Source organism: Sporosarcina sp. OR05 (genome assembly GCF_041414805.1).
Taxonomy (GTDB): domain Bacteria; phylum Bacillota; class Bacilli; order Bacillales_A; family Planococcaceae; genus Sporosarcina; species Sporosarcina saromensis.
Map to the genome: position 1 here is coordinate 222,782 of NZ_JANKJL010000003.1, position 21,100 is coordinate 243,881.

General features: G+C 41.3%; 17 protein-coding genes and 2 pseudogenes. 14 read left to right on the forward strand and 5 right to left on the reverse strand.

Features of this window, described 5'->3' with window-relative positions:
• Position 1 precedes the first annotated feature (1 nt).
• Positions 2-1,264 carry a Zn-dependent hydrolase gene (locus NRI27_RS08160; protein WP_371390265.1) on the reverse strand — a complete coding sequence of 421 codons (1,263 nt, stop codon included), beginning with the start codon at positions 1,262-1,264 and terminating at the stop codon, positions 2-4.
• 3 nt (positions 1,265-1,267) lie between these two features.
• A complete protein-coding gene (locus NRI27_RS08165) occupies positions 1,268-2,593 on the reverse strand; it encodes a helix-turn-helix domain-containing protein (RefSeq protein WP_371390266.1) in 1,326 nt (441 codons plus the stop codon).
• A 300-nt stretch (positions 2,594-2,893) separates the two neighbouring features.
• On the opposite strand from NRI27_RS08165, the gene NRI27_RS08170 reads away from it, so the two are divergent.
• The 4 genes from NRI27_RS08170 to NRI27_RS08185 all read left to right on the forward strand — a co-directional run bounded on the left by NRI27_RS08170 (position 2,894) and on the right by NRI27_RS08185 (position 6,593).
• A complete protein-coding gene (locus NRI27_RS08170) occupies positions 2,894-4,366 on the forward strand; it encodes a BCCT family transporter (RefSeq protein WP_371390267.1) in 1,473 nt (490 codons plus the stop codon).
• Positions 4,367-4,404: 38 nt separating this feature from the next.
• Positions 4,405-5,064, forward strand: coding sequence for a hypothetical protein (locus NRI27_RS08175; RefSeq protein ID WP_317943856.1), 660 nt, complete (start codon positions 4,405-4,407; stop codon positions 5,062-5,064).
• Positions 5,065-5,285: 221 nt separating this feature from the next.
• Positions 5,286-5,873, forward strand: coding sequence for a hypothetical protein (locus NRI27_RS08180; protein WP_371390268.1), 588 nt, complete (start codon positions 5,286-5,288; stop codon positions 5,871-5,873).
• A 150-nt stretch (positions 5,874-6,023) separates the two neighbouring features.
• Positions 6,024-6,593, forward strand: coding sequence for a cupin domain-containing protein (locus tag NRI27_RS08185; RefSeq protein WP_371390269.1), 570 nt, complete (start codon positions 6,024-6,026; stop codon positions 6,591-6,593).
• Positions 6,594-6,709: 116 nt separating this feature from the next.
• Here the strand turns inward: NRI27_RS08185 and NRI27_RS08190 are convergent, their stop codons facing one another.
• A complete protein-coding gene (locus tag NRI27_RS08190; protein WP_371390270.1) occupies positions 6,710-8,224 on the reverse strand; it encodes a Na+/H+ antiporter NhaC family protein in 1,515 nt (504 codons plus the stop codon).
• 182 nt (positions 8,225-8,406) lie between these two features.
• Here NRI27_RS08190 and NRI27_RS08195 point away from each other — a divergent pair, with 182 nt between their 5' ends.
• Both NRI27_RS08195 and NRI27_RS08200 read left to right on the forward strand, forming a co-directional pair.
• The gene (locus NRI27_RS08195) at positions 8,407-8,967 is read left to right on the forward strand and encodes an RpnC/YadD family protein (RefSeq protein WP_371390271.1); all 561 of its coding nucleotides are present in this window, start codon (positions 8,407-8,409) and stop codon (positions 8,965-8,967) included.
• Between the two features lie 95 nt (positions 8,968-9,062).
• Positions 9,063-9,203 (forward strand): hypothetical protein, encoded by a 141-nt coding sequence (locus tag NRI27_RS08200; protein WP_371390272.1) that lies wholly within the window; start codon positions 9,063-9,065, stop codon positions 9,201-9,203.
• Positions 9,204-9,316: 113 nt separating this feature from the next.
• Here NRI27_RS08200 and NRI27_RS08205 read toward each other — a convergent pair whose 3' ends face one another.
• Complete coding sequence (locus NRI27_RS08205; RefSeq protein ID WP_371390273.1) at positions 9,317-10,294, reverse strand: tRNA dihydrouridine synthase; 978 nt, start codon at positions 10,292-10,294, stop codon at positions 9,317-9,319.
• Between the two features lie 925 nt (positions 10,295-11,219).
• Here NRI27_RS08205 and NRI27_RS08210 point away from each other — a divergent pair.
• From NRI27_RS08210 to NRI27_RS08225, 4 genes and pseudogenes are all read left to right on the forward strand, one after another.
• Positions 11,220-11,411, forward strand: coding sequence for a DUF4177 domain-containing protein (locus NRI27_RS08210; protein WP_371390274.1), 192 nt, complete (start codon positions 11,220-11,222; stop codon positions 11,409-11,411).
• A 16-nt stretch (positions 11,412-11,427) separates the two neighbouring features.
• Positions 11,428-11,934 (forward strand): DUF2165 family protein, encoded by a 507-nt coding sequence (locus NRI27_RS08215; RefSeq protein ID WP_317943881.1) that lies wholly within the window; start codon positions 11,428-11,430, stop codon positions 11,932-11,934.
• A gap of 189 nt (positions 11,935-12,123) precedes the next feature.
• Positions 12,124-12,837 (forward strand): ZIP family metal transporter, encoded by a 714-nt coding sequence (locus tag NRI27_RS08220; protein WP_371390322.1) that lies wholly within the window; start codon positions 12,124-12,126, stop codon positions 12,835-12,837.
• Positions 12,838-12,951: 114 nt separating this feature from the next.
• Positions 12,952-13,767: pseudogene (locus NRI27_RS08225) on the forward strand (ZIP family metal transporter).
• A gap of 440 nt (positions 13,768-14,207) precedes the next feature.
• Here the strand turns inward: NRI27_RS08225 and NRI27_RS08230 are convergent.
• Positions 14,208-15,047, reverse strand: coding sequence for a TetR/AcrR family transcriptional regulator (locus tag NRI27_RS08230; protein WP_371390275.1), 840 nt, complete (start codon positions 15,045-15,047; stop codon positions 14,208-14,210).
• A gap of 90 nt (positions 15,048-15,137) precedes the next feature.
• Between NRI27_RS08230 and NRI27_RS08235 the strand changes: the two genes are divergently transcribed.
• From NRI27_RS08235 to NRI27_RS08250, 4 genes and pseudogenes are all read left to right on the forward strand, one after another.
• On the forward strand, positions 15,138-18,221 hold the full coding sequence (locus NRI27_RS08235) for an efflux RND transporter permease subunit (RefSeq protein WP_371390276.1): 3,084 nt from the start codon (positions 15,138-15,140) through the stop codon (positions 18,219-18,221).
• Positions 18,222-18,416: 195 nt separating this feature from the next.
• Entirely contained in the window at positions 18,417-19,130 is a 714-nt protein-coding gene (locus tag NRI27_RS08240) for a ZIP family metal transporter (RefSeq protein ID WP_371390323.1), read from the forward strand.
• Between the two features lie 219 nt (positions 19,131-19,349).
• Positions 19,350-20,164: pseudogene (locus tag NRI27_RS08245) on the forward strand (ZIP family metal transporter).
• A 168-nt stretch (positions 20,165-20,332) separates the two neighbouring features.
• A complete protein-coding gene (locus NRI27_RS08250; protein WP_371390277.1) occupies positions 20,333-21,091 on the forward strand; it encodes a tyrosine-protein phosphatase in 759 nt (252 codons plus the stop codon).
• Positions 21,092-21,100: the final 9 nt, after the last annotated feature.

The following is a 21,100-nucleotide window of genomic DNA, read 5'->3' on the forward strand; positions in this document are numbered from 1 at the left end:
TTCAGTCTAATGATGGGTCTTCATTGCTTGCTGCTCGTTTTAAATATTCGGCAAGCACTTTCGTTCCTTTCAATAGATCGTCACTATCGGCAAGTTCTGACGGATGATGGCTCACTCCGTTACGGCAAGGGATGAAAAGCAACCCGCACGGCCAGCGTTTTGCTAGATTCATCACGTCATGTCCCGCACCACTATTTAATTCCATCGATGACAATCCGATGTCGTTGCATAGTTGGGTAAGCGTTGCATGTATCGATGGGTCCAACTCAATCGGGTCATCGTCAACGAGTGTTTTGATCGAGACCGTCACCGCTCGTTTTGCTTCGATGGTCCTAACGAAATGATTAATCTTTTGGACCAGTTCGTTTTTTGCGGCAGCACTTGTACTTCGAATATCGACGCCTAACACGACTTCCCCCGGGATCATGCTCATCGCATTTGGGCTATTTTGGATTGTGCTCACCGTCGCGACAAGTGGAATATTTCGTCGATTTACCGCAAGCGTTTCCTGTTCGATGAAGCTGATAAGCGGTGCGATTGCAACGAGCGCATCTTGCCGTTCGTCCATCGGAGTGGAACCTGTATGATTTGTTTTGCCAATGGTAGTAATTCGAAGTCTCGTCGGTTGGGCAATCGCTCGGACAATCCCGATGTCTGTCCCTGTCTTTTCAAGTTGCGTCGCTTGTTCAATATGTAATTCGATAAATTGCTCAAGCTGTTCATCTTCTAGTCGAGCCTCATGAACGGTGTCCCAATCCAATCCACAATATGTAAGCGCTTTCTTTAACGTGATGCCACTTGAGTCCTCAAACAAAGCAAGTTTGTCCTTATCTAACAATCCGGCAATCGCTTTACTACCGATCGTTGATACATTGAACCGCGCAGACTCTTCACAGGCAAAGGCAATCACTGCAATGTTCTTTGTCGGTTTAAAACAAGCATCTTTTAGTAGTTTGACCGCGGCAAGACTAGCGACGACTCCTGTTACACCATCGTATCCGCCGCCGTTGTAAACCGTATCGAGATGTGAGCCTGTAGCAATAAAACGCGCTGATTCGTCAACTTGCCATACCGCCCATTGGTTGCCTGCTGCATCTTGGAACGTTTGCAAGCCGAGCTCTTTCGCGATGGACCGGAATTGTTCCTGAGAGGCTTGTTCTTCCTCTGAATAACCGAGGCGGGAAAACCCTTCAGGTTGGTCCATCGTTTCAACAAGGTTGACTTGTCGCAACTTCTCTTCAATCCAACTAGTGAGTTGTTCCATCACTTACTCCTCCTTCCCGAAGAGGAGTTCCTTGTCCGAAAAGCGGTACACATTGCTCGGTCGTCCTCTTTGTGTCGTTTGCGTTCGTTCATGAATTTCAATGACCCCGGCTTGTTGTAATTCCAATAAGATACGCCGCGCATTCCGTTTCGTTTGCGAAAACCATTGCGCCACATCGTCCGCGGTAAATGCTTGTCGGTTATAGCGTTGGCAATGAAAAGCTAATCGCAAAACGTCACGGGCGTTGCTGTCCGTCAACTGGAACCGGACTTGTAACGTGGCACGCATTTCAGTCGTGTTCAATTGATTGGCGTAATCGCTATGGATTTTTTGCGTAATGTCTTTCTTTGTTTTGACAATTAAAATGTACGGTTCTTCATCGGCTTGCAATTGATTGAGCCCATGTCGCACATGTTGTTCAGCTTCAAGAACGGTTTGTCCGTAACCAATCGTAAAACCGACATCCAATTGCTGATTCAATTTGAATGTTTCAATCATGTTCAGTAATGAAGCTTCAATGTCTTCGTCAATTTCACCTTTCGTCGTATAGATGGAATAAAGACCATCAGCATTCTCAACAAACGATCCGTTCAATTTTTGCGTTAATGTGAGCAAATCTTTTTTTACGAGCAAATCTTGGTGCTTCCATTCAAAAATGGATTGTTCGATGTTTTCATGTGCGTTCAACACTTGGCAGCCGAGAACAGCCATTTGCAAGTTTTCATAGTGTTTTGACTGAGCTTTTTCAATAAGTAGCTCAAGTGCTAACTTGATCGCAATGTACGAAGGAGTGAGCCGGTACACAGGGATGTTGACGGCTTGAAGGCGATCGAATACATCATTTAACGCCGTAATGGCTACTTCCGTTTTCCCTTCTTTATACATTTTCTCATGCAAACTAGCGATCTGCTTACTGTCCCCGTTAAAAGAAGAAGGGATTGTACTAAAACGGAGATGGTCAAAATTATAAAAGGAGACGACTTTCTCCATTTCTTCATCCGTAATGTAATCAATGCTCACAGAGTGAATCATTCTTCCTTCTTTCTCTTGAATTTCAAGTAGTTTGACAAAAAAGCTGGAACCGTGTAAATAAGGGTAATTCGACTGTTCTTCCGATACCAGTTCATGTTGCAGTGCGTACATATGATTCATCATCCCGGAAAACAGCCACTGATCGACAATTGGACGACCTTGCTCAATGAGGTCAGGTAATTCACTCACTTTTTCGTAAATGAATGGAATGCACTTTGCATGTGGAAACTCTTCTGCAACGTATTGAATCTTTTCAACCGATTCAGCAGGTCCAATAACGCCAATGGTAACGAGCAATATGTAACCTCCTCTCCAGATAGTAAGTGTGATTTAAGGACAAATTCCTTTAAGTTTCCTTATACGTTACTATAAAGCGCTTTCACTGTCTATATGTTTTTCTTTGGAAATATTAGATTGTTCTTAAGAAACGTTGATATGGTAAAGTTTTTAGCTATGTAAACGAAAAATTAGAGTAAAAAAGTTTAGTCTTGTTTTCAATAGGGAATACTTAAACGCTAACTAGATAACTTGTCGCGCTTTGAATGAGTAGATGAATACGTTGCAATTAAAAAGAATAAGTCGAAAGGAGAAGTTTTTTTGCATATTACGAGAGTATTTTGGTATGCAGTCGTTATTTGTATAGCGATTGTTTTATGGGGTTCACTTGCTCCCGCTCAATTAAACGATTCAACAAAGGTAATAACAGCATTTATTTATGATCACTTTGGATGGTTTTATATTTTTGTTATTGTCGCCATGATCAGTTTCTGTTTTTACATGATGTTCTCCCGATTTGGTAAGGTGAAATTAGGGAAAGAAAATGATGAACCGGATTTTAGTTTACTTGCATGGTTTGCAATGCTTTTCAGTGCAGGTATGGGAATTGGCCTTATGTTTTTTACGACAGCGGAAACGATTTCCCATGCGTTTATCAGTTCACCAAATGCAACACCGGGATCCGACCAAGCAATTATTGAATCCCTTCAGTACGTCATGTTTCACTGGGGGCTTCACGGCTGGGGACTTTATAGTATTGTGGCGCTCGTGTTAGCGTACTTCAAATTCAGAGTAGGTGCGCCAGGATTAATTAGTGCTACATTGGAACCGTTATTCGGCAAAAAAATAATGAGAGGCTCTGTCGGTCATATAGTGGATACACTTGCCATTTTCGCAACGGTTGTCGGAGTAGCTTCTACACTTGGATTTGGTTCAGCACAAATAAACAGCGGATTGACGTATTTATTTGATGCACCGAAAACCTTTTGGTTCCAACTCATCATTCTTTTAGTAGCAACGGTTTTGTTTATACTCTCAGCATGGTCTGGAATTGGCAGAGGCATCAAATACTTAAGTACAGTCAATATTGTTGTCGCGTTCATCCTGCTCATTTTGTTATTCATCGTCGGACCGTCGATGTACATTTTAAATCTGTTTACGACATCGATCGGGAAGTATGCGAGTAATTTTATTGAAATGAGTTTTGAGCTCCAACCGTTAAATGGCGACAAACGTCAATGGATTAACGATTGGACGATTTTCTACTGGGCTTGGTGGATTTCGTGGGCACCTTTTGTGGGGATGTTCATCGCGCGTGTGTCAAAAGGGCGTACAATTAAAGAGTTTGTCGCAGGTGTTTTGCTTGCTCCAACACTCGTTACGTTCATCTTCTTTGCAGTATTCGGCGGATCGGCATTATACTTGGAGCAAAATGGGATTGCCCAGCTGTCTACATTAATCACAGAAACAGTGACATTCGGTATGTACGAACATTATCCGCTCGGTACAATCTTGTCTTTCATCACTGTATTCGTGATTGCAATCTTTTTTATCACATCAGCCGATTCGGCAACGTTTGTTCTTGGTATGTTCAGTACAGGTGGTCAATTGAATCCGTCCAACGTCGTCAAAATCGTTTGGGGTCTCACGCTAGCTGCAATGGCGGCGATTGTCATGTACTCCGGTGGGATTAAAGGCTTCCAGAATATGCTTATCATTTCCGCATTGCCGCTTTCCCTTATCGTTATATTAATGGTTGTTTCTTTTTACAAAATCATTCAGCAAAAAGAATAAGCCTTTAGCTACAAAAATTCTCAAGAGGTGTGATTTTAGTGAATTTATTAAACGTTCGAAAAGGACAATTTGTCTATTACAACAATAAGTTGCACAAAGTGTATTCCGTCAAACCGTTCTTTAAAAAGTCTGTGCACCTTATTCGCCTTGAAGACTTGGAACAGGAAATCGTTACTGCAAAAGAAATTACACTGTACAAACCAAAGCATTTGGATAGTTTCCTATTTAATTATGAACGGTATACATTGCATAAAGAAGCAAAGGCGAGTGTGGGAGATTATATTTTAATCATTAATCCCAAACCAGACTCCTTGGATCATCACCATCTTCATGCGATTGAAATCGTTTCTTCTATTGAAGCAAATGGTGTTATCAGTAATAAATCCAACGGTATTAAACATAGTGAGTACTGGGTCATGGTACCGAGGCTGGAAGAAGGGGCGACGATCATTGACTTGGCACAACCCGATAGCCATGAATCGGCCGAACAGGCAAAGAGACAAGAACAGCATATACGTCAGACGTATACGCCTAAAATTGGCGATGTCTATCAGAAAAACAATACTGACCCTGTTTTACAAGCGATGGTCGTTGCCATTAAAGGTGACACAGCCTATTTAGGCGGTGATATCGAAGTACCCATTGAAAAGTTAATAAACAGCAAGACGTGGAGTTTACTTGCCCGGGTACCATTGTAAGGAATGCATACGTAAAAGCGAGTCAATCAGACAAGTTCTGGTTGGCTTTTTTCATCCGCCTTCCCCTCATCGTTTATGTATTGAAATTTTTGATTTGTTTTTACATGGGTGGATTGACTTTCAATTGGAAGGTGTTTACAGTTAAAGTGCTAGCGCGTGTTTCTTTAAATAAATGGTGAATAATCGATCGATACTGAAAATCGAAGAGGGGGGAGCATTTCATGTACATTACAGTTATTACGGGTTTATGGGTATCCATACTTCTTTTTTTAACTATTCGATTCATTCGTATTCTTTTTAAGATGAGACAGACGGTTGTTTTTCCATTGACAGAAGTTGAGTGGAATTCCATTCAAGTTCATCCGAATAAAACGGTTGGCAAGCCGGACCTCTCTCACCAAAAGATGGCTGTATGGGGAAATGGTCTAGTCATTTTTTTCATCACTGTGTGGATTGTAGTTGAAACATTCCTCTTAAAACGTCATTTTCCTGCCGCTATCGTGTTCGCTCCAATATTGTGGAACTTGCCTAAACTATGGAATCTATTCGCTTTTCTAAAACAAGGAATTGTTTGTGGTAACCGTTTTGTCCCGTGGAATCGGTTGCAGTCCTACCAGTCCATACCAATCGATAAACATCATCGCTATTATGGCTATTCACCTGAACTGAATGAAGGCTATGAGTTACTAATTCATACGAAATTTTCAGAAGTGAGCTGCCTTGTGACAACGGAATCGGTCAAGCAAAAGCTCATACTTCTATTGGAGGAGCAACTAAAAATCCATCAAACAAGACCGATAGGCATGTAGAACGAACAACACCGATCGATGGAGGATTTCTTTTAGGTGTACGGATGAAAGGTAAAACAGCAGAAACGTAACGATAAATCCATAACTAAAGGACGTTTCAAAGACATTCGCATATGCTAGAAGAAAAGTTTGAAAGGAAGAGCGAGTCCTATGTATTATCCACCGTACGGCTATCCGGACCAACCGCGCAATTATTGGAATGGTTCAATGCAGCATTCAGCAGGTAATCCAACCTATCAACCTTGTCCTAATGGAGCGATGCAGGCCTATCCCTCTCATCACAATTATTTTCCATATCAAACGGCTCCTACAGATTATGGACCGCAACCATTTGTCTTGAACATTGATGAAGCGACGAAACAAAACAATACTTTCCGTACTGCCATATGGACAGGAACTTATTTACAAGCGACATTAATGAGCCTTCAACCGGGAGAAAGTATCGGACTTGAAATACATCCTGATGTGGACCAGTTCATACGCATTGAACAAGGAGAAGGAATTACACAAATGGGGAAGCAAAAAGACCGGCTAGACTTTCAAGCTGCTGTAGCGGAAGACTCGGCAATCTTTATTCCTGCTGGTGCATGGCACAACCTCACAAATACAGGACGTATTCCGTTAAAGCTGTACTCGATTTATGCACCTCCTAATCACCCGTTTGGTACTATTCACCCGACAAAAGCAGCCGCAATGGCGGCAGAATATGGAAGCGAGTAAGTGTCGCCATTTTAAATTTGCGTTGTAGAAAGCTTAAATAGTAAAAATGCCTGAAGGATCATTCCAATCAGGCATTTTCTCTGTTCACTCAATTTGTCCACCTTGTAATCTTGTAGCTATGCTGAAATAACCTGTGCTTGTTTCCGTCGCGATAAGACGAGAGTCGTTACGACAAGTAGAAGTATTGCCAAGAGTAGTGTATAAGCACTTCCTGTCAAACCAGCAACAATGAACCCAACAAGCGCAATAGAGGCATTCAACAATGCATAAGGGAATTGCGTTTTCACATGATCCAGATGATCCGCGCCTGCTCCAGTTGAAGAAAGAATGGTCGTATCAGAGATTGGTGAGCAATGATCTCCAAAAATTCCTCCGGATAAAACTGCACCGATACAGACGAGTATATGCGCGTCCAACGAAATCGCCATCGGAATTGCAATCGGCAACATAATCGCAAATGTACCCCAAGACGTACCAGAAGCAAGCGCCATAACTGCACCGACAATGAAGAGAATGGCCGGGATAATAAATGCAGGTACATTCCCTTTCATGATTTCCACAATATAAGCAGCAGTCCCCATCTCACCAATGACTTTGCCAAGTGACCACGCAAGAACAAGTGTCGTCGCCACATACACCATCTTTTGCATGCCGCCTGTATAAATATCAAAGATCTCATTGAATTTCTTCACTTTATATACAATCATTAAAACAACAATCGTAATCGCCGCAAACAAGTAAGCCGTACTTAACGCCACACGGAATTCGCTTCCAGGAACAGGCGTTACCGGGAAACCTTTCGACACGAGCAATCCAAACAACGTAACAAATAATACGAGAAGCGGAAGCCATATGAGAATTGTACGGCTCCCCGTCGTATAGTCCTTCATTTCTTCGGCTTTCCGCAACGGTTTGGACTCTGGCCAATACAGCTGGCCAGTTTGACGTACACGTTGTTCCGCTTTTGCCATCGGACCAAAATCCAATTTCGTAATGGCAATTAACGGCACAAGCAAAACTGTTAAAATCGCATAAAATTGAAAAGGGATAACTTGGATAAGTGTGCTGAATTCTGAATCAGCAATATTCAACTTATCAAACTCCGCACGAATTAATCCCATAATATAGACGCCCCACCCGATAAACGGTATTAGAACAGCTACTGGTGAGGCTGTGGAATCAATAATCCAAGCAAGTTTCTCCCGCGAAATTTTCACCTTATCAAAGATTTTTTCAAAAACAGGTCCAACAATAAGCGGCGTACCTAAGTCAGAGAAGAATATGAGTATGCCACCGAACCAAGCTGCTAATTGCGCATTTGCTCGTGTTCTAATAAATTTCATGGATGCTGCAGCAAGGGCCGCTCCGCCCCCAGATTTCTCCATCAAAGCAACAAAGCCTCCGATGAAGAACAACAATACAAGTACCGCTGCATTATAACTATCCGTCAGTTGGGGAAATAAGTATTCTCCAATGACGCCAGTCGTAGCTGACAGCGGATTCCCGCCAACAAGAATAAGCACACCGGCAAACACGCCGGAGAATAACGAAATCAGTACATTTTTCGTAACGATCGCTAAAATGACCGCAATAATTGGGGGAATTAACGATAACAGTCCCATATGTTCCATACAGTCCATTCCTTTCAGAAATAATATATTGAATAACTATACAACTAAAATATTATTTATACAATATGGTAAATAAATTTATTCGTATAGCTCCTAATAGATTTTATTAACAGATAAGTATGATAATATATTTTAAGAGTATATGTTCGTAATTAATGGGGGGTGCAGAGGTGGTCACTACGTTGTCCATTCGAGAAAAACAATCGGCTTACACAAATCACGATAAGCTGTTTAAAGAGTTGCTTCATACTTTCTTTGAAGAATTTCTATTAGCTTTTTTCCCAGAAGTTCACAAAGAACTTAAATTCGCTCATCTTCAACCAATCTCTGAGGAAGTACATTCTGACTTAATAAGAGGAAGTACTCGTAGGCTTGATATTGCGGTGCAAACGAAGTTGAAAAATGAAGATGCTGTCGTTATCGTCCATGTGGAGCCACAAAACAGTAAACAGGAAGATTTCAATCGTCGCATGTTTAGCTATTTTAGTTTACTTTACAACAAGTATCAAAAGCCTATTATCCCAATAGCAATTTTTAGTTATCCCCAAGAATGGGACGTCCAAGAATTCACCATATCTTTCCCTTCCTTTGATGTCATGCGATTTCAGTATAAAACACTCCATTTGAAGAAGAAAAATTGGAGAGAATACATTCAAACTAAAAATCCAGTCGCGGCAGCTCTGCTTAGTAAAGCTATACTGAAAGAGAAAAAATTTATGTCAAACTCGAATTTTTACGAATGATGGCAAATATGAAACTCGATGAAGCAAGGCAAAGACTCTTGTATGGTTTCTTTGAAACATATTTACAATTAAACGACGAAGAGGAGGAGCAACTGATGAAGGAAATTCAACAATCTCCTGAAGCACAAAAGCTCATGGAACTGCCGATATCCTATGAGGAAAGAGGGATAAGGAAAGGTTATGAGCTAGGAATTGAAAAAGTAGCAAATGAAATGAAAAAAAAGGGAACGGCTTAGGAAGTGATAGCAGAAGTGACGGGTTTAACAAACGAGAAGTTAGTTGATTGGAAATATAGAGTGCAAAAAGAGTGAAAGAAAGTTTGTTTGCTCTCTTTCACTCTCTTTTGTTGTCACTCCAACTCTTTATCCAACAAAGGAAGGATTAAAGCTCTTACCTCATCAGTCGATTTAGTATTCATCAACTCATTCCGTAATTCGCCCGCACCTCTAAATCCACGGATATAAATTTTGAAGAAACGGAGAAGCGGTTTGAACGAACGAGGTTCAGCTTCTGTTGAATACTGATCGTGCAAATCCAATTGCAAAAGCAATAAATTCAAATACTCTTTCACGCTATGTTCTTTAGGTTCCTTTTCGAAGGCAAATGGATTTGTAAATACACCGCGACCAATCATGACGCCATCTACGCCATATTGTTCCACTAATTTCATACCTGTTGCACGATCAGGAATATCGCCATTTATCGTTAACAACGTGTTTGGCGCAATCTCATCCCGTAATTTTTTGATTTCAGGAATCAGTTCCCAATGTGCATCGACTTTACTCATTTCTTTTTTAGTGCGGAGGTGAATGGAAAGGTTCGCAATATCTTGCTTCAACACATGTCCTAACCATTCGCGCCATTCATCGACTTCAACATAGCCTAAACGTGTTTTTACACTAACTGGCAATCCGCCTGCTTTCGCTGCTTGGATAAGCTCTGCAGCCACATCGGGTCTTCTAATCAACCCTGATCCTTTTCCTTTGGCAGCGACATTCGGTACAGGGCATCCCATGTTCAAGTCGATTCCGCGAAAACCAAGTTTCTTCATATCGATGCTCATTTGTTTAAAATACTCCGGTTTATCGCCCCAAATATGTGCCACGATCGGTTGCTCGTCTTCCGTAAACGTCAATCGTCCACGCACACTATCTCTACCATTTGGGTGACAATAGCTTTCCGTATTTGTAAACTCCGTAAAAAATACATCAGGTCGGCCTGCTTCTGCAATGACATGACGGAATACAACATCTGTAACATCTTCCATTGGTGCTAATATAAAAAACGGCTTCGGTAAATCGAGCCAGAAATTATCTTCATTACTCATTTCATATCCTCCTGAAGCAATCAATAAAACCAACTTTATTCATTGCGAATTCCTAATCCATTTTAGAGTTTATCATTTTTTGTAAAGGATGCACAGAGACAACTAAATCATTCCCATGAACTTTAACCTTGTTAGAAACAGAAACACTGCCGAATTATGTAAACATCTACAAAATCTCTGTTCGTTATCAAGTTAAAACGCTGATTTCACATAAAACCGGTTCAAAAACTTCTCAAACGCGGCACATCTCTCAAACGCGGCAAACATCACTCAAACGCCGCATAAACTTCTCAAACGCGGCAAACATCACTCAAACGCCGCATAAACTTCTCAAACGCGGCAAACATCACTCAAACGCCGCATAAACTCCTAAAACGCGGCAAACATCACTCAAACGCCGCATAAACTCCTCAAACACCGCAAACATCTCACAAACACCGCATAAACTTCTCAAACACCGCATACTCCTACAAAACCATCCACTCATCAAACAACCCCGTTAGCATGTCAAACCAATTAGGCGCGTCGTGAGACATTTAGATACAAGCCATTTCTCGCGTTCGAAAATCTAGAAGTCGCATAGGTTTTGTGTAAAAGCTCTTATTTTCTACAATTGTTCCAATATGCCGATGAAAAACTTCATATTTCCATAGACTCCAGCAAACCCTTCACAAACCGAATGAAAACGGAATTTGGCAAGTGGTTTTCAGTCCAATACAATGATTATTGCTTTCAACAGGGCATAAGGTAGTCATTCATCTTTACCTTCGCACCGCAAAACTATTTATGTAATTAATTCCATTTTATAGTTCTTTATATACCTTTTACAAAATGGATAACACGCAACTTTAGTCTTGACAAGGTGAATCGTTGAGGGTTTAATGGAATAGGATTAATGACCTGGATGAATAAGGAGGTATCTACGATGTACGAGTATACCGTGAAACGAATTGCTTTACTTCATGGTCGTGAGGGGATGTCCTTTGCTGAAGACTATGAGCAACACATTGCCGCGTATGCAAAACAAGGATGGCGGTTTGTACAACTTGTGGTTTTTTCTGAATTGGCACCTAACGAACGTCGCATCGATCTCCTATTTGAAAGGAAAATAGAATAGGAAAGGAGTGACTCTCATGAATACAGTCGCATTGCGTTTGTTGAAAATTGTTACGCTATTGCTTGCCGGTCTTTTCGGTTTCTTTGTATTTGCTGGCAATTTGTTGGACTATAACTCAAACTATCAATTTGTTCAACATGTTTTATCGATGGACACTACGTTTGAAGGAAATTCATTAATGTGGAGAGCAATTGAAAGCTCTACAGCGCACACAATTGCTTATTGGGCATTAATTATTGCAGAAGGAACGTTTAGTTTCTTAGCATTCATCGGTGTGTACAAAATGCTGAAAAATTTACGTGGGACAGGACGCCAATTTAACAAAGCGAAGTCATTTGGTTTTTATGCATTCATTTTAGGATTCGCGATTTGGTTCTTTGGTTTTATCGTCATCGGTAGCGAATGGTTCGCAATGTGGCAGTCGCAAATTTGGAACGGAAAAGAAACAGCGATGGATATTACATCTGTTTGGATTGGTTTCGCAATTTTATTAGCATTAAAAGATGAAGATTTAGAGGCCTAATATTTTTTATTTATTTTCTATATTCCTTAAACGAAGCTTTACAAGAGATCGATTCTTGTAAAGTGTTTTTATTAGAAGTCACTACTTTGTTAATAGCTATACACTGCATGAATTTGACTACGCATAATACTTGCTTTTTTTCCATATAACAGTAGAAACAATTAGCTAAAGGATGGTTCATTGGCACATATGTGGATTGTGGGATTCTCTACAACATTCATTGGACTTATAATTGGCGGTGGTTTGGCGGCAATTGTTAACCAAACTACAAGAAGTATCGCGACAATCTTTGCACTTTGTGCGGGCCTTTTACTCGGATTGCTTAGTTTAGAAATTGCACCTGAGGCAATCCATTTAGGGGGATGGCTGGTGTTTGGCGTAGGTTTTTTCGGAGGGGTTCTACTTTTTGTGATAACTCATAAGTGGTTGCATCGCTATCCGATTATTCGCAAAGATGCTCAGAAGACACAATGGATTCGCTCGGGCATTTTGTTGGCGGTTATCATTTTACTGCATAATTTGCCAATGGGCGTTGTTTTAGGAGCGAGTCATCATACAACGCTCAATCTCTCTTTATTACAAGCGCTTGCACTTCATACGATTCCTGAAGGGATGATTCTATTTACGCCACTACTCCTTGCTCGCGTTCGTGTAACGGTAATATTTCTATTGGCAATTATTGTGTCCATTCCTGTTGGCATAGGTGCATATATTGGCAATGAAATGGGGCAACAATTTGACATGCTATTGGGTCTGCTCATTAGTGTAACGGTAGGTACAATCTACATGATTACAATAAAGGAAATTCTGCCTGAAGCCGTAAAGCGATCTTCCAATCTCTCTAGTTTGTTCATAGTTTGTATTGGTTTCGGTGTGATGTGGGTGTACATGTTTATTGTTTGAAATAAATGACGACGACGAGAATCAAAGAAGTATGGGAATAAGTATGAATAGCAGTGTGGTCTTACCGGGTAAGTCTGTCGCATATAAATAGCTTAAAAACTGAGGAGTAAATAGATGATTGAATTTTTTACAGCGCGCAGTCCAATAGAACAAGCAGTGCTTGCAACGCTTTTCACTTGGGGGATGACAGCTGTCGGCGCATCCTTCGTATTCACAACGAAAAAAGTGAACCAGAAATTCATGGATGGTATGTTAGGATTTGCGGGCGGTGTCATGGTAGCAGCTAGCTTTTGGTCGCTGCTCGCACCAGCAATTGCCATGGCAGAAAACGGTCCTTATCCATCTTGGTTTCCAGCTGCTGTTGGCTTTTTAGCAGGTGGGCTCTTTTTGTGGATTGCCGATAAAATCATTCCTCATTTACATCCCGGCATGTCGCTGAAGCATGCGGAAGGATTCCGACCAACAAGGAAAAGAAGGAGCACGCTGCTTGTCCTGGCAATAACATTACATAATATCCCCGAAGGTCTTGCAATTGGCGTGGCGTTTGGCGCAGTGGCTGCTGGCTTACCATCAGCAACAATAGCGTCTGCTGTCGCGCTTGCAATAGGCATCGGTTTACAAAACCTACCTGAAGGAACAGCTGTTTCCTTACCCCTTCGCAGAGAAGGGTTATCCCGCAGAAAAAGCTTTTTCTATGGGCAATTCTCAGGTATGGTAGAACCTATTTCAGCAATAATCGGGGTACTTGCAGTTGTAGCATTACAACCCATTCTTCCTTTCGCGCTCAGTTTCGCTGCAGGCGCGATGCTGTTTGTCGTAGTGGAAGAAGTCATTCCAGGTTGACAAGAAAACGGCAATACCGATCTAGCGACGATGTGTTACTTAATTGGCTTCACAGTTATGATGATACTGGACGTCGCTTTTGGATGAATGCCCCGAATCATTCGTGTAGAAAGAACGCACATCTCATCGCAAGCAACCCATTAGTTTGTCAAAACCATTTAGCGTGCTTTTGATTAACACCCATCTTGAATCCTACCGCGCACTCACCAACACGGCAAAACTCGCTAGAACGCCGCATAATCTTGATGAACGCGGCATACCCTCTCAGAACGCCGCAAACTTCTCTCAAACTCAGCAAACTCTCTCAGAACGCCGCATACTTCTCAAAAACGCGGCAAACTTTCTCAGAACGCCGCAAACTTCTCTCAAACTCAGCAAACTCTCTCAGAACGCCGCAAACTTCTCTCAAACACGGCAAACTCTCTCGTAACGCCGCAAAACTCGCTCGAACGCGGCAAACTTTCTCGTAACGCCGCAAACTTCTCTCAAACGCCGCAAAACTCGCTCAAACGCGGCATATCCCTCTATTAAAATCCAAAATGCTTCCTCAATAAATAAGCGACCCATTTACAATGTGGATGTAATTGGATATTCTCGAGTAAACCTTTAACAAGCGGGCGGCTTAGCGTCGGCTCTAGTAATTCCTGCTTCAGTAATTCCAACGAATCTTTCTCAATAGACGCATCAATGTCATGCAAGGTCCGTTCGATAACGTCAAGTAACTGATCTACTGACACTTCTTTGCAAATGCCGTGCTGAAACTGCTGAACAAGCTCATTTGTTATGAATGGAGTAATGATATGTTTAGCGAGTATCTCCGTCTTTTCCACGAGTGATCGAGCGAGTACGTCTACATCTAATGGCGTGTTATAGAAAATGAACAACTCCGAATACATTTTCATAAAACCTTTAATGCTGTATACAAGATCGTGTTTCGTGCGATCAACAGCATCGCCAAATAATCGTTCCACCATCAATAATATTGTCTGTTCCATCATTTGATCGTATGACCGCATCTTTAACATGAAGTCTTCGTTAAACGATTGCATTTGTTCTTTAATTAATATCTTAGCAAAGTCTGAATGTCTCTCAAACGAATCAAAAACAAAATAATAGAATTTATAAAGGAGTTCATCGTCATCTTTTGTAGTATTGACCAAGTAGTCAATATTTGACGTGAATTGCGTAGTGAAATGATCGATTAATGCTAAAATCAATTCATCTTTGGATTTGAAAGCTAAGTAGAATGCACCTTTCGATATTCCGCAGCGATCAGTAATTTGTTGTACAGAAGTTGCTTCAAAACCTTGTTCTGCAAAGAGTTCCAAAGCGTTTTCCATAATTAGTTGTTTCTTTGTCATGTGCATATTATCACTCCTCGTTTGTTGACAAGTGACCGAGTAGTCATTAGTATAAATAAATGAGTTCTCAAAGTCAATGTAGGGGAAGGTGTCATTGTGAAAGGCTTGGTCAATTTTGTATTGAAAAATAAACTAGCAGTATGGCTACTAACAATTATTATAGTTGTAACAGGTATTTATTCAGGGACACGGATGAAAACAGAAACGTTGCCTGATATTTCAATTCCATTTTTAATGGTTATGGACGTCTATCCAGGAGCAACTCCTGAACAAGTCATGAAAGATGTTTCCGTTCCGTTAGAAAAAGCGATTGAAAACCTTGAAGATGTTAAAGGAGTATATTCCAACTCGTATTCTAACATGTCCAGTATTCAAGTGGAATATGAATACGGAATAGATATGGATGAAGCGAAGCGTGCTTTAGCATCCGCTTTAGATGCGGCAACTTTACCGGAAGGTGCACAGGCGCCGACAATAACAGCGATTAGTATGAACATGATGCCAGTCGTTGCGTTGAGTATAAGCAGTGAAACAGAAGACATTGTTGAGTTAACATCTACTGTAGAAGATATACTCCTTCCAAAAATCGAGAAGATCGAAGGTGTTGCTTCGGCTACGATTACAGGGCAGCATATAGAAGAAGTAGAGTTAACATACAACGCTGAGAAAATGGCTGAACTGGGCATTACGCCTGAAGACGTGAAACAGATGATTCAAGCTAGTGATCTAGCTGTCTCATTGGGGCTTTATGAGTTTGAAGAAGGGGAACAAGCAGTTTCAGTAGATGGGAAATTCATGACGGTGGATGAACTGAAGGGAATGCTGATTCCTGTCACACCATCTGAAGCGAACCCATCACCATTTGTGAAGCTTGGTGATATCGCGACAATTGAAATCGTCGGGAAAGTACAATCGGTATCCCGCACAAATGGTGAAGAAGCCATTGCCATTCAAGTTGTTAAAGGGCAACAAGCAAATACCGTTGAAGTTGTAAATGCGGTGAAGAAGCTCGTTAAGGAAGAAGAAAAAGCTGTAGAAGGTCTTGTAGTCGATATTTCACTTGACCAAGGCGCACCAATTGAAGAATCTGTTGCCACAATGATTGAAAAAGCATTGTTTGGTGGATTAATCGCTGTGCTCATCATTTTGTTGTTCCTTCGCGATGTAAAATCAACGATTATTTCCATCGTTTCCATTCCAGTATCGATCTTCATGGCTTTGTTGCTACTGAACTGGATGGATATCACGTTAAACATTATGACGCTTGGAGCAATTACCGTTGCCATCGGTCGTGTCATCGATGACTCTATTGTCGTTGTAGAGAACATCTATCGACGCTTGCATTTAAAAACAGAGAAATTGTCCGGTAGAGCACTTGTACGGGAAGCGACAATTGAAATGTTTAAGCCGATTATGTCTTCAACATTAGTAACCGTTGCAGTCTTCGCACCACTCATCTTCGTAGGTGGTATGGTCGGCGAATTGTTCATGCCGTTCGCATTGACGATGACTTTTGCACTCGGAGCTTCCTTACTTGTTGCAATAACAATCGTTCCTGCTCTATCACACTTCTTATTTAAGAAAAAGTTATATAGTGAGAAAACTGATAGCCGCCACAAAGAGATTGGTAAGATGGCGACAAGCTACAAAGGGATTCTTCGTTGGACGTTGAATCACAAGTGGATTACCTCTATTGTTTCAATTGTTTTATTAGCAGGAAGTATCGCACTCACGCCACTGATTGGTTTTAGTTTCTTAGGTAGTGAAGAAGAAAAAGTCATGTATTTAACATACACGCCAGAAACGGGCGAGTTAATGGAAGATACGTTAGCGAATATCGAAGTTGTGGAACAAGAACTAATGAAACGTGATGATATTGATATTGTCCAGTTGTCTGTTACGGACGCGGGGGATCCGATGTCTGCGATGATGGGTGGCGGGTCAAATGGTGCGTTAATGTATCTCATTTTCGATCCAGATATGAAGGACTTCCCTGCGGCTCGTACGGAAGTTGAAGAGTATGTATTCAATATTAGTCAGTCCGGTGAATGGAAGAGCCAAAACTTCGGAATGGCTATGCCGACAAATGAGATTAGCTACACATTCTATAGTGAAAATCTTGATCGATTAAATGAAGCTGTAAAAATGGTCGAAGGTGTTATGAATGAGAACGACCGACTGGAGGACGTCTCTTCAAGTGCGAAGGATGCATACATCGAGTACAAATTCAAAGTCGAACAAGATGAATTGCTTCAGTACGGTCTAACGACAGGTCAAATCGTTATGATGCTGAACCCTTCGCGGACACATGATGTGCTAACGACGATTGAAAAAGACAGCAATACGTTAGAAGTAGTTGTTCAGCAAGAAGAGGCAAAACAGCCAAAGTCGATTGATAAATTGCTAGCGACTGAGGTACAAACAGCACTTGGCACGACGATGAAATTGTCAGAACTAGTAACGCTTGAAAAAGGAACGACGCTAAATGAGCTTTCAAGAAGTAAGGGCGAATACTATGCAACCGTTTCAGGAACGATTAAAGATGAAGATATTTCAAAAGCGACAACAGAAGTTGATGAAGCTATCGATAAGTTAGAGTTACCTAAAGGCGTAACCATTGATGTGGCTGGGGTTGCTGCAGATATGACAGAAACATTTACTCAACTAATTGTTGCCATGTTAGCGGCAATCGCTATTGTCTACTTCATTCTAGTTGTTACATTCCGTGAAGGTGTCGCACCTTTTGCGATTTTGTTCTCGTTACCATTTACTGTTATTGGTTCATTTGTCGGTCTGTTGATTGCAGGTGAAACGATTTCTGTTTCGGTCATGATGGGACTGTTGATGTTAATTGGGATTGTCGTCACAAATGCTATTGTACTCGTCGATCGAATTGTTCGTATGGAACGTGATCGACTGAGCATGCGAGAAGCGGTTCTTGAAGCAGGTGTGACAAGGTTACGGCCGATATTAATGACTGCGATTGCGACAATCGGGGCACTTATTCCATTGGCACTCGGAACTGGCGGCGGTGGGGGGCTAATCTCCAAAGGTCTTGCCATAACCGTTATCGGTGGATTAATTAGTTCGACGTTACTGACACTAATTGTTGTTCCAATTGTTTACGAAATTTTATCGAAAATGTTTAAGAAAAACCGTCTCGAACTAGAAGAAGAGTAAAAGAGTAGCCTTACAAGGAGAAATTCTTGTAGGGCTTTTCTTTTTGGAATAAAGACCAAAAAAGTCTGATACGCAATAGCAGAAGGCACTACACGGAAAAAACATCTATCATTCATACAAGTTGCTAGCATAAACTCCATTTAAACCCCATATAACAATAGAAACAATCAGCTAAAGGATGGTTCATTGACACATATGTGGGTTGTTAGTTTTATAGCGACTTGTATCGGGTTGGGCGTAGGTGGTGGAATGGCAGCTGTCATGAATCGTTATACGAGAAGTATCGGGACAATCTATGCTGTTTGCGCGGGTCTTCTTCTCGGGTTGCTCAGTTTAGAAATCGCGCCAGAAGCAATTCGGTTAGGGGGATGGACGGTTTTTGCGATTGGTTTTGTAGTTGGCGTCATTGTCTATAAGATCACCCATAAGTGGCTGCATAAACAGACGCTTATTCGCAATGATCCGCAAAAGAATCAATGGATCCGTTCTGGCTTATTTCTTACGATTATCATTATGTTGCATAACTTTCCAATGGGAGTCGTTCTTGGAGCAAGTCCTCACGATGATTTTAGTGTTGCTTTTTTACAGGCAATGATTTTGCACACAATACCCGAGGGGATGATCTTATTCACACCTTTGTTACTTGCTGGCGTAAGATCAACAGTATTATTTCTCCTATCTGTACTCCTTTCAATACCAGTTGGTGTCGGGGCTTTCATAGGTGATGGGATCGGTTTGCAGTATCATTTGCTATGGGCGCTTTTCATTAGCGTGACAGTTGGAATGATTTACATGATCGCGATGAAGGAGATTCTAACTGAATCCGTGAAGCGGTCCTCCAATACATACAGTCTATTCGTTGCATGTATTGCTTTTGGCTTGTTTGGATTGTACGTGTTACTCGTGTAATTAGGTGTTAGTTTGTGAGCGTCATGCATGTGAGAAAGACTGTTAAATGAAATACATGTTGGATAATTTTCCTTCATGCATATTTTCCGTTGACTATTTATGTAAAAACGAGCCTCTGTATGTGTAAGATCACCTGGTTTCATCAAGCGTAAAGCATCGAACCTTGTCCTATCTTCTAGGTGTGCATCATATACTAGCTAAAAACTGAGGAGCTAAATAATGTTCGAAGAGTTTATGACGCTCAGTCCACTCCAACAAGCGCTTATCGCCACTTTCTTCACATGGGGAATGACGGCGGTTGGAGCAGCATTCGTTTTTACTACAAAAAAGGTCAATCAGAAATTCATGGATGGGATGCTTGGGTTTGCTGGCGGAGTGATGGTGGCGGCGAGTTTTTGTCTTTGTTAGCACCATCCATTGCGATGGCCGAAAATGGTCCATATCCATCCTGGTTTCCTGCGGCTGCTGGCTTTTTAGCCGGTGGTCTTTTTCTGTGGGGTGCAGACAAAATCATACCGCATTTACATCCAGGGTTGTCTATGAAACAGGCGGAAGGGTTTAAACCTGCAAAGAAAAGACGAAGTACACTGCTCGTTTTCGCCATCACGCTACATAATATTCCGGAGGGTCTTGCAATCGGAGTTGCGTTTGGGGCGGTAGCTGCTGGTTTGCCATCAGCAACGTTGGCTGCGGCGGTGGCATTATCGATTGGCATCGGACTTCAAAACTTGCCGGAAGGGACAGCCGTTTCTATGCCGCTGCGTAGAGAAGGGATGTCCCGTAGAAAAAGTTTTTTTTACGGACAGTTCTCTGGAATGGTGGAACCGATTTCTGCAGTAATTGGTGTGCTTGCAGTAATGGCAATCCAACCTATACTTCCATTTGCGTTAAGTTTTGCAGCAGGTACAATGATTTTCGTCGTTGTGGAAGAAGTGATTCCTGGTTCGCAAGAAAGCGGGAATACCGATCTGGCAACGGTTTGTTACTTAGTAGGGTTTACGATCATGATGATCCTAGATGTGGCGTTTGCATGAGTCGTCGAAGGTAATTCAATAAATGTACTTAATAAAATCATCATCTTTCCCATGCATCTTGAATATACTAATCTGAAAGTCACGCAGATCTTTTTTGGCAGAGGGAATAGTTTAGATTTGCAAGGTGAACCACTTTATAAAAATCAGTAGGAAGGGGGCGATTCAACAGTGATTGTTGATATTCATAATCATATTTTACCTGGAATAGATGATGGCCCCAAATCGATGGAGGAAGCACTACTACTAGTTAAAAATGCTGAAGCAAATGGGGTAACGCATATTATTGCAACCCCTCACCTCAATGATAAGTATTATACGAACGCACTAGTAATAAAAGAAGCAGTTGATGAGCTAAGAAGAGCAATTTCTTTGAATCAACTAACAATTGAAGTGTTACTTGGACAAGAGATCCATTTTTATAATGCGATGAATGTGGACAAGACGAACGAATTTGTAACGTTAGGAGACAATGGAAACTACCTGTTGTTAGAGCTTCCTAATGATCATCTACCGCACTATACATTCGAATTGCTTTTTCGTTTACTCCAAAAAGGTTATCTACCCATCATACCTCATCCGGAGAGGAACGTCGTATTACGAAAGAAAAAGCAAAAAGTATACGAGTTAGTTGAAAAAGGTGCGCTCATACAAGTAACTGCTTCGAGTGTAATCGGCATAGACGGGTATGCCGCAAAGCGATTCACAAATGATCTTATTAAACATAATCTAGTCCATTTCATAGCATCAGATGCACATCATCATGAAGCGTATCCTTTTTTACTCGTACAAGCTTATCAGGAAGTACGCAAAAAATTTTCTGATCGGCAATTAAGTTACTTTATGAAAAATGCTAAGCATGTGATAAATGGAACTGCGTTACATGCATTGCCCCCTATCCCTTTTAAGAAGTGGAAAAAATCGTACTAGTATCCAGCA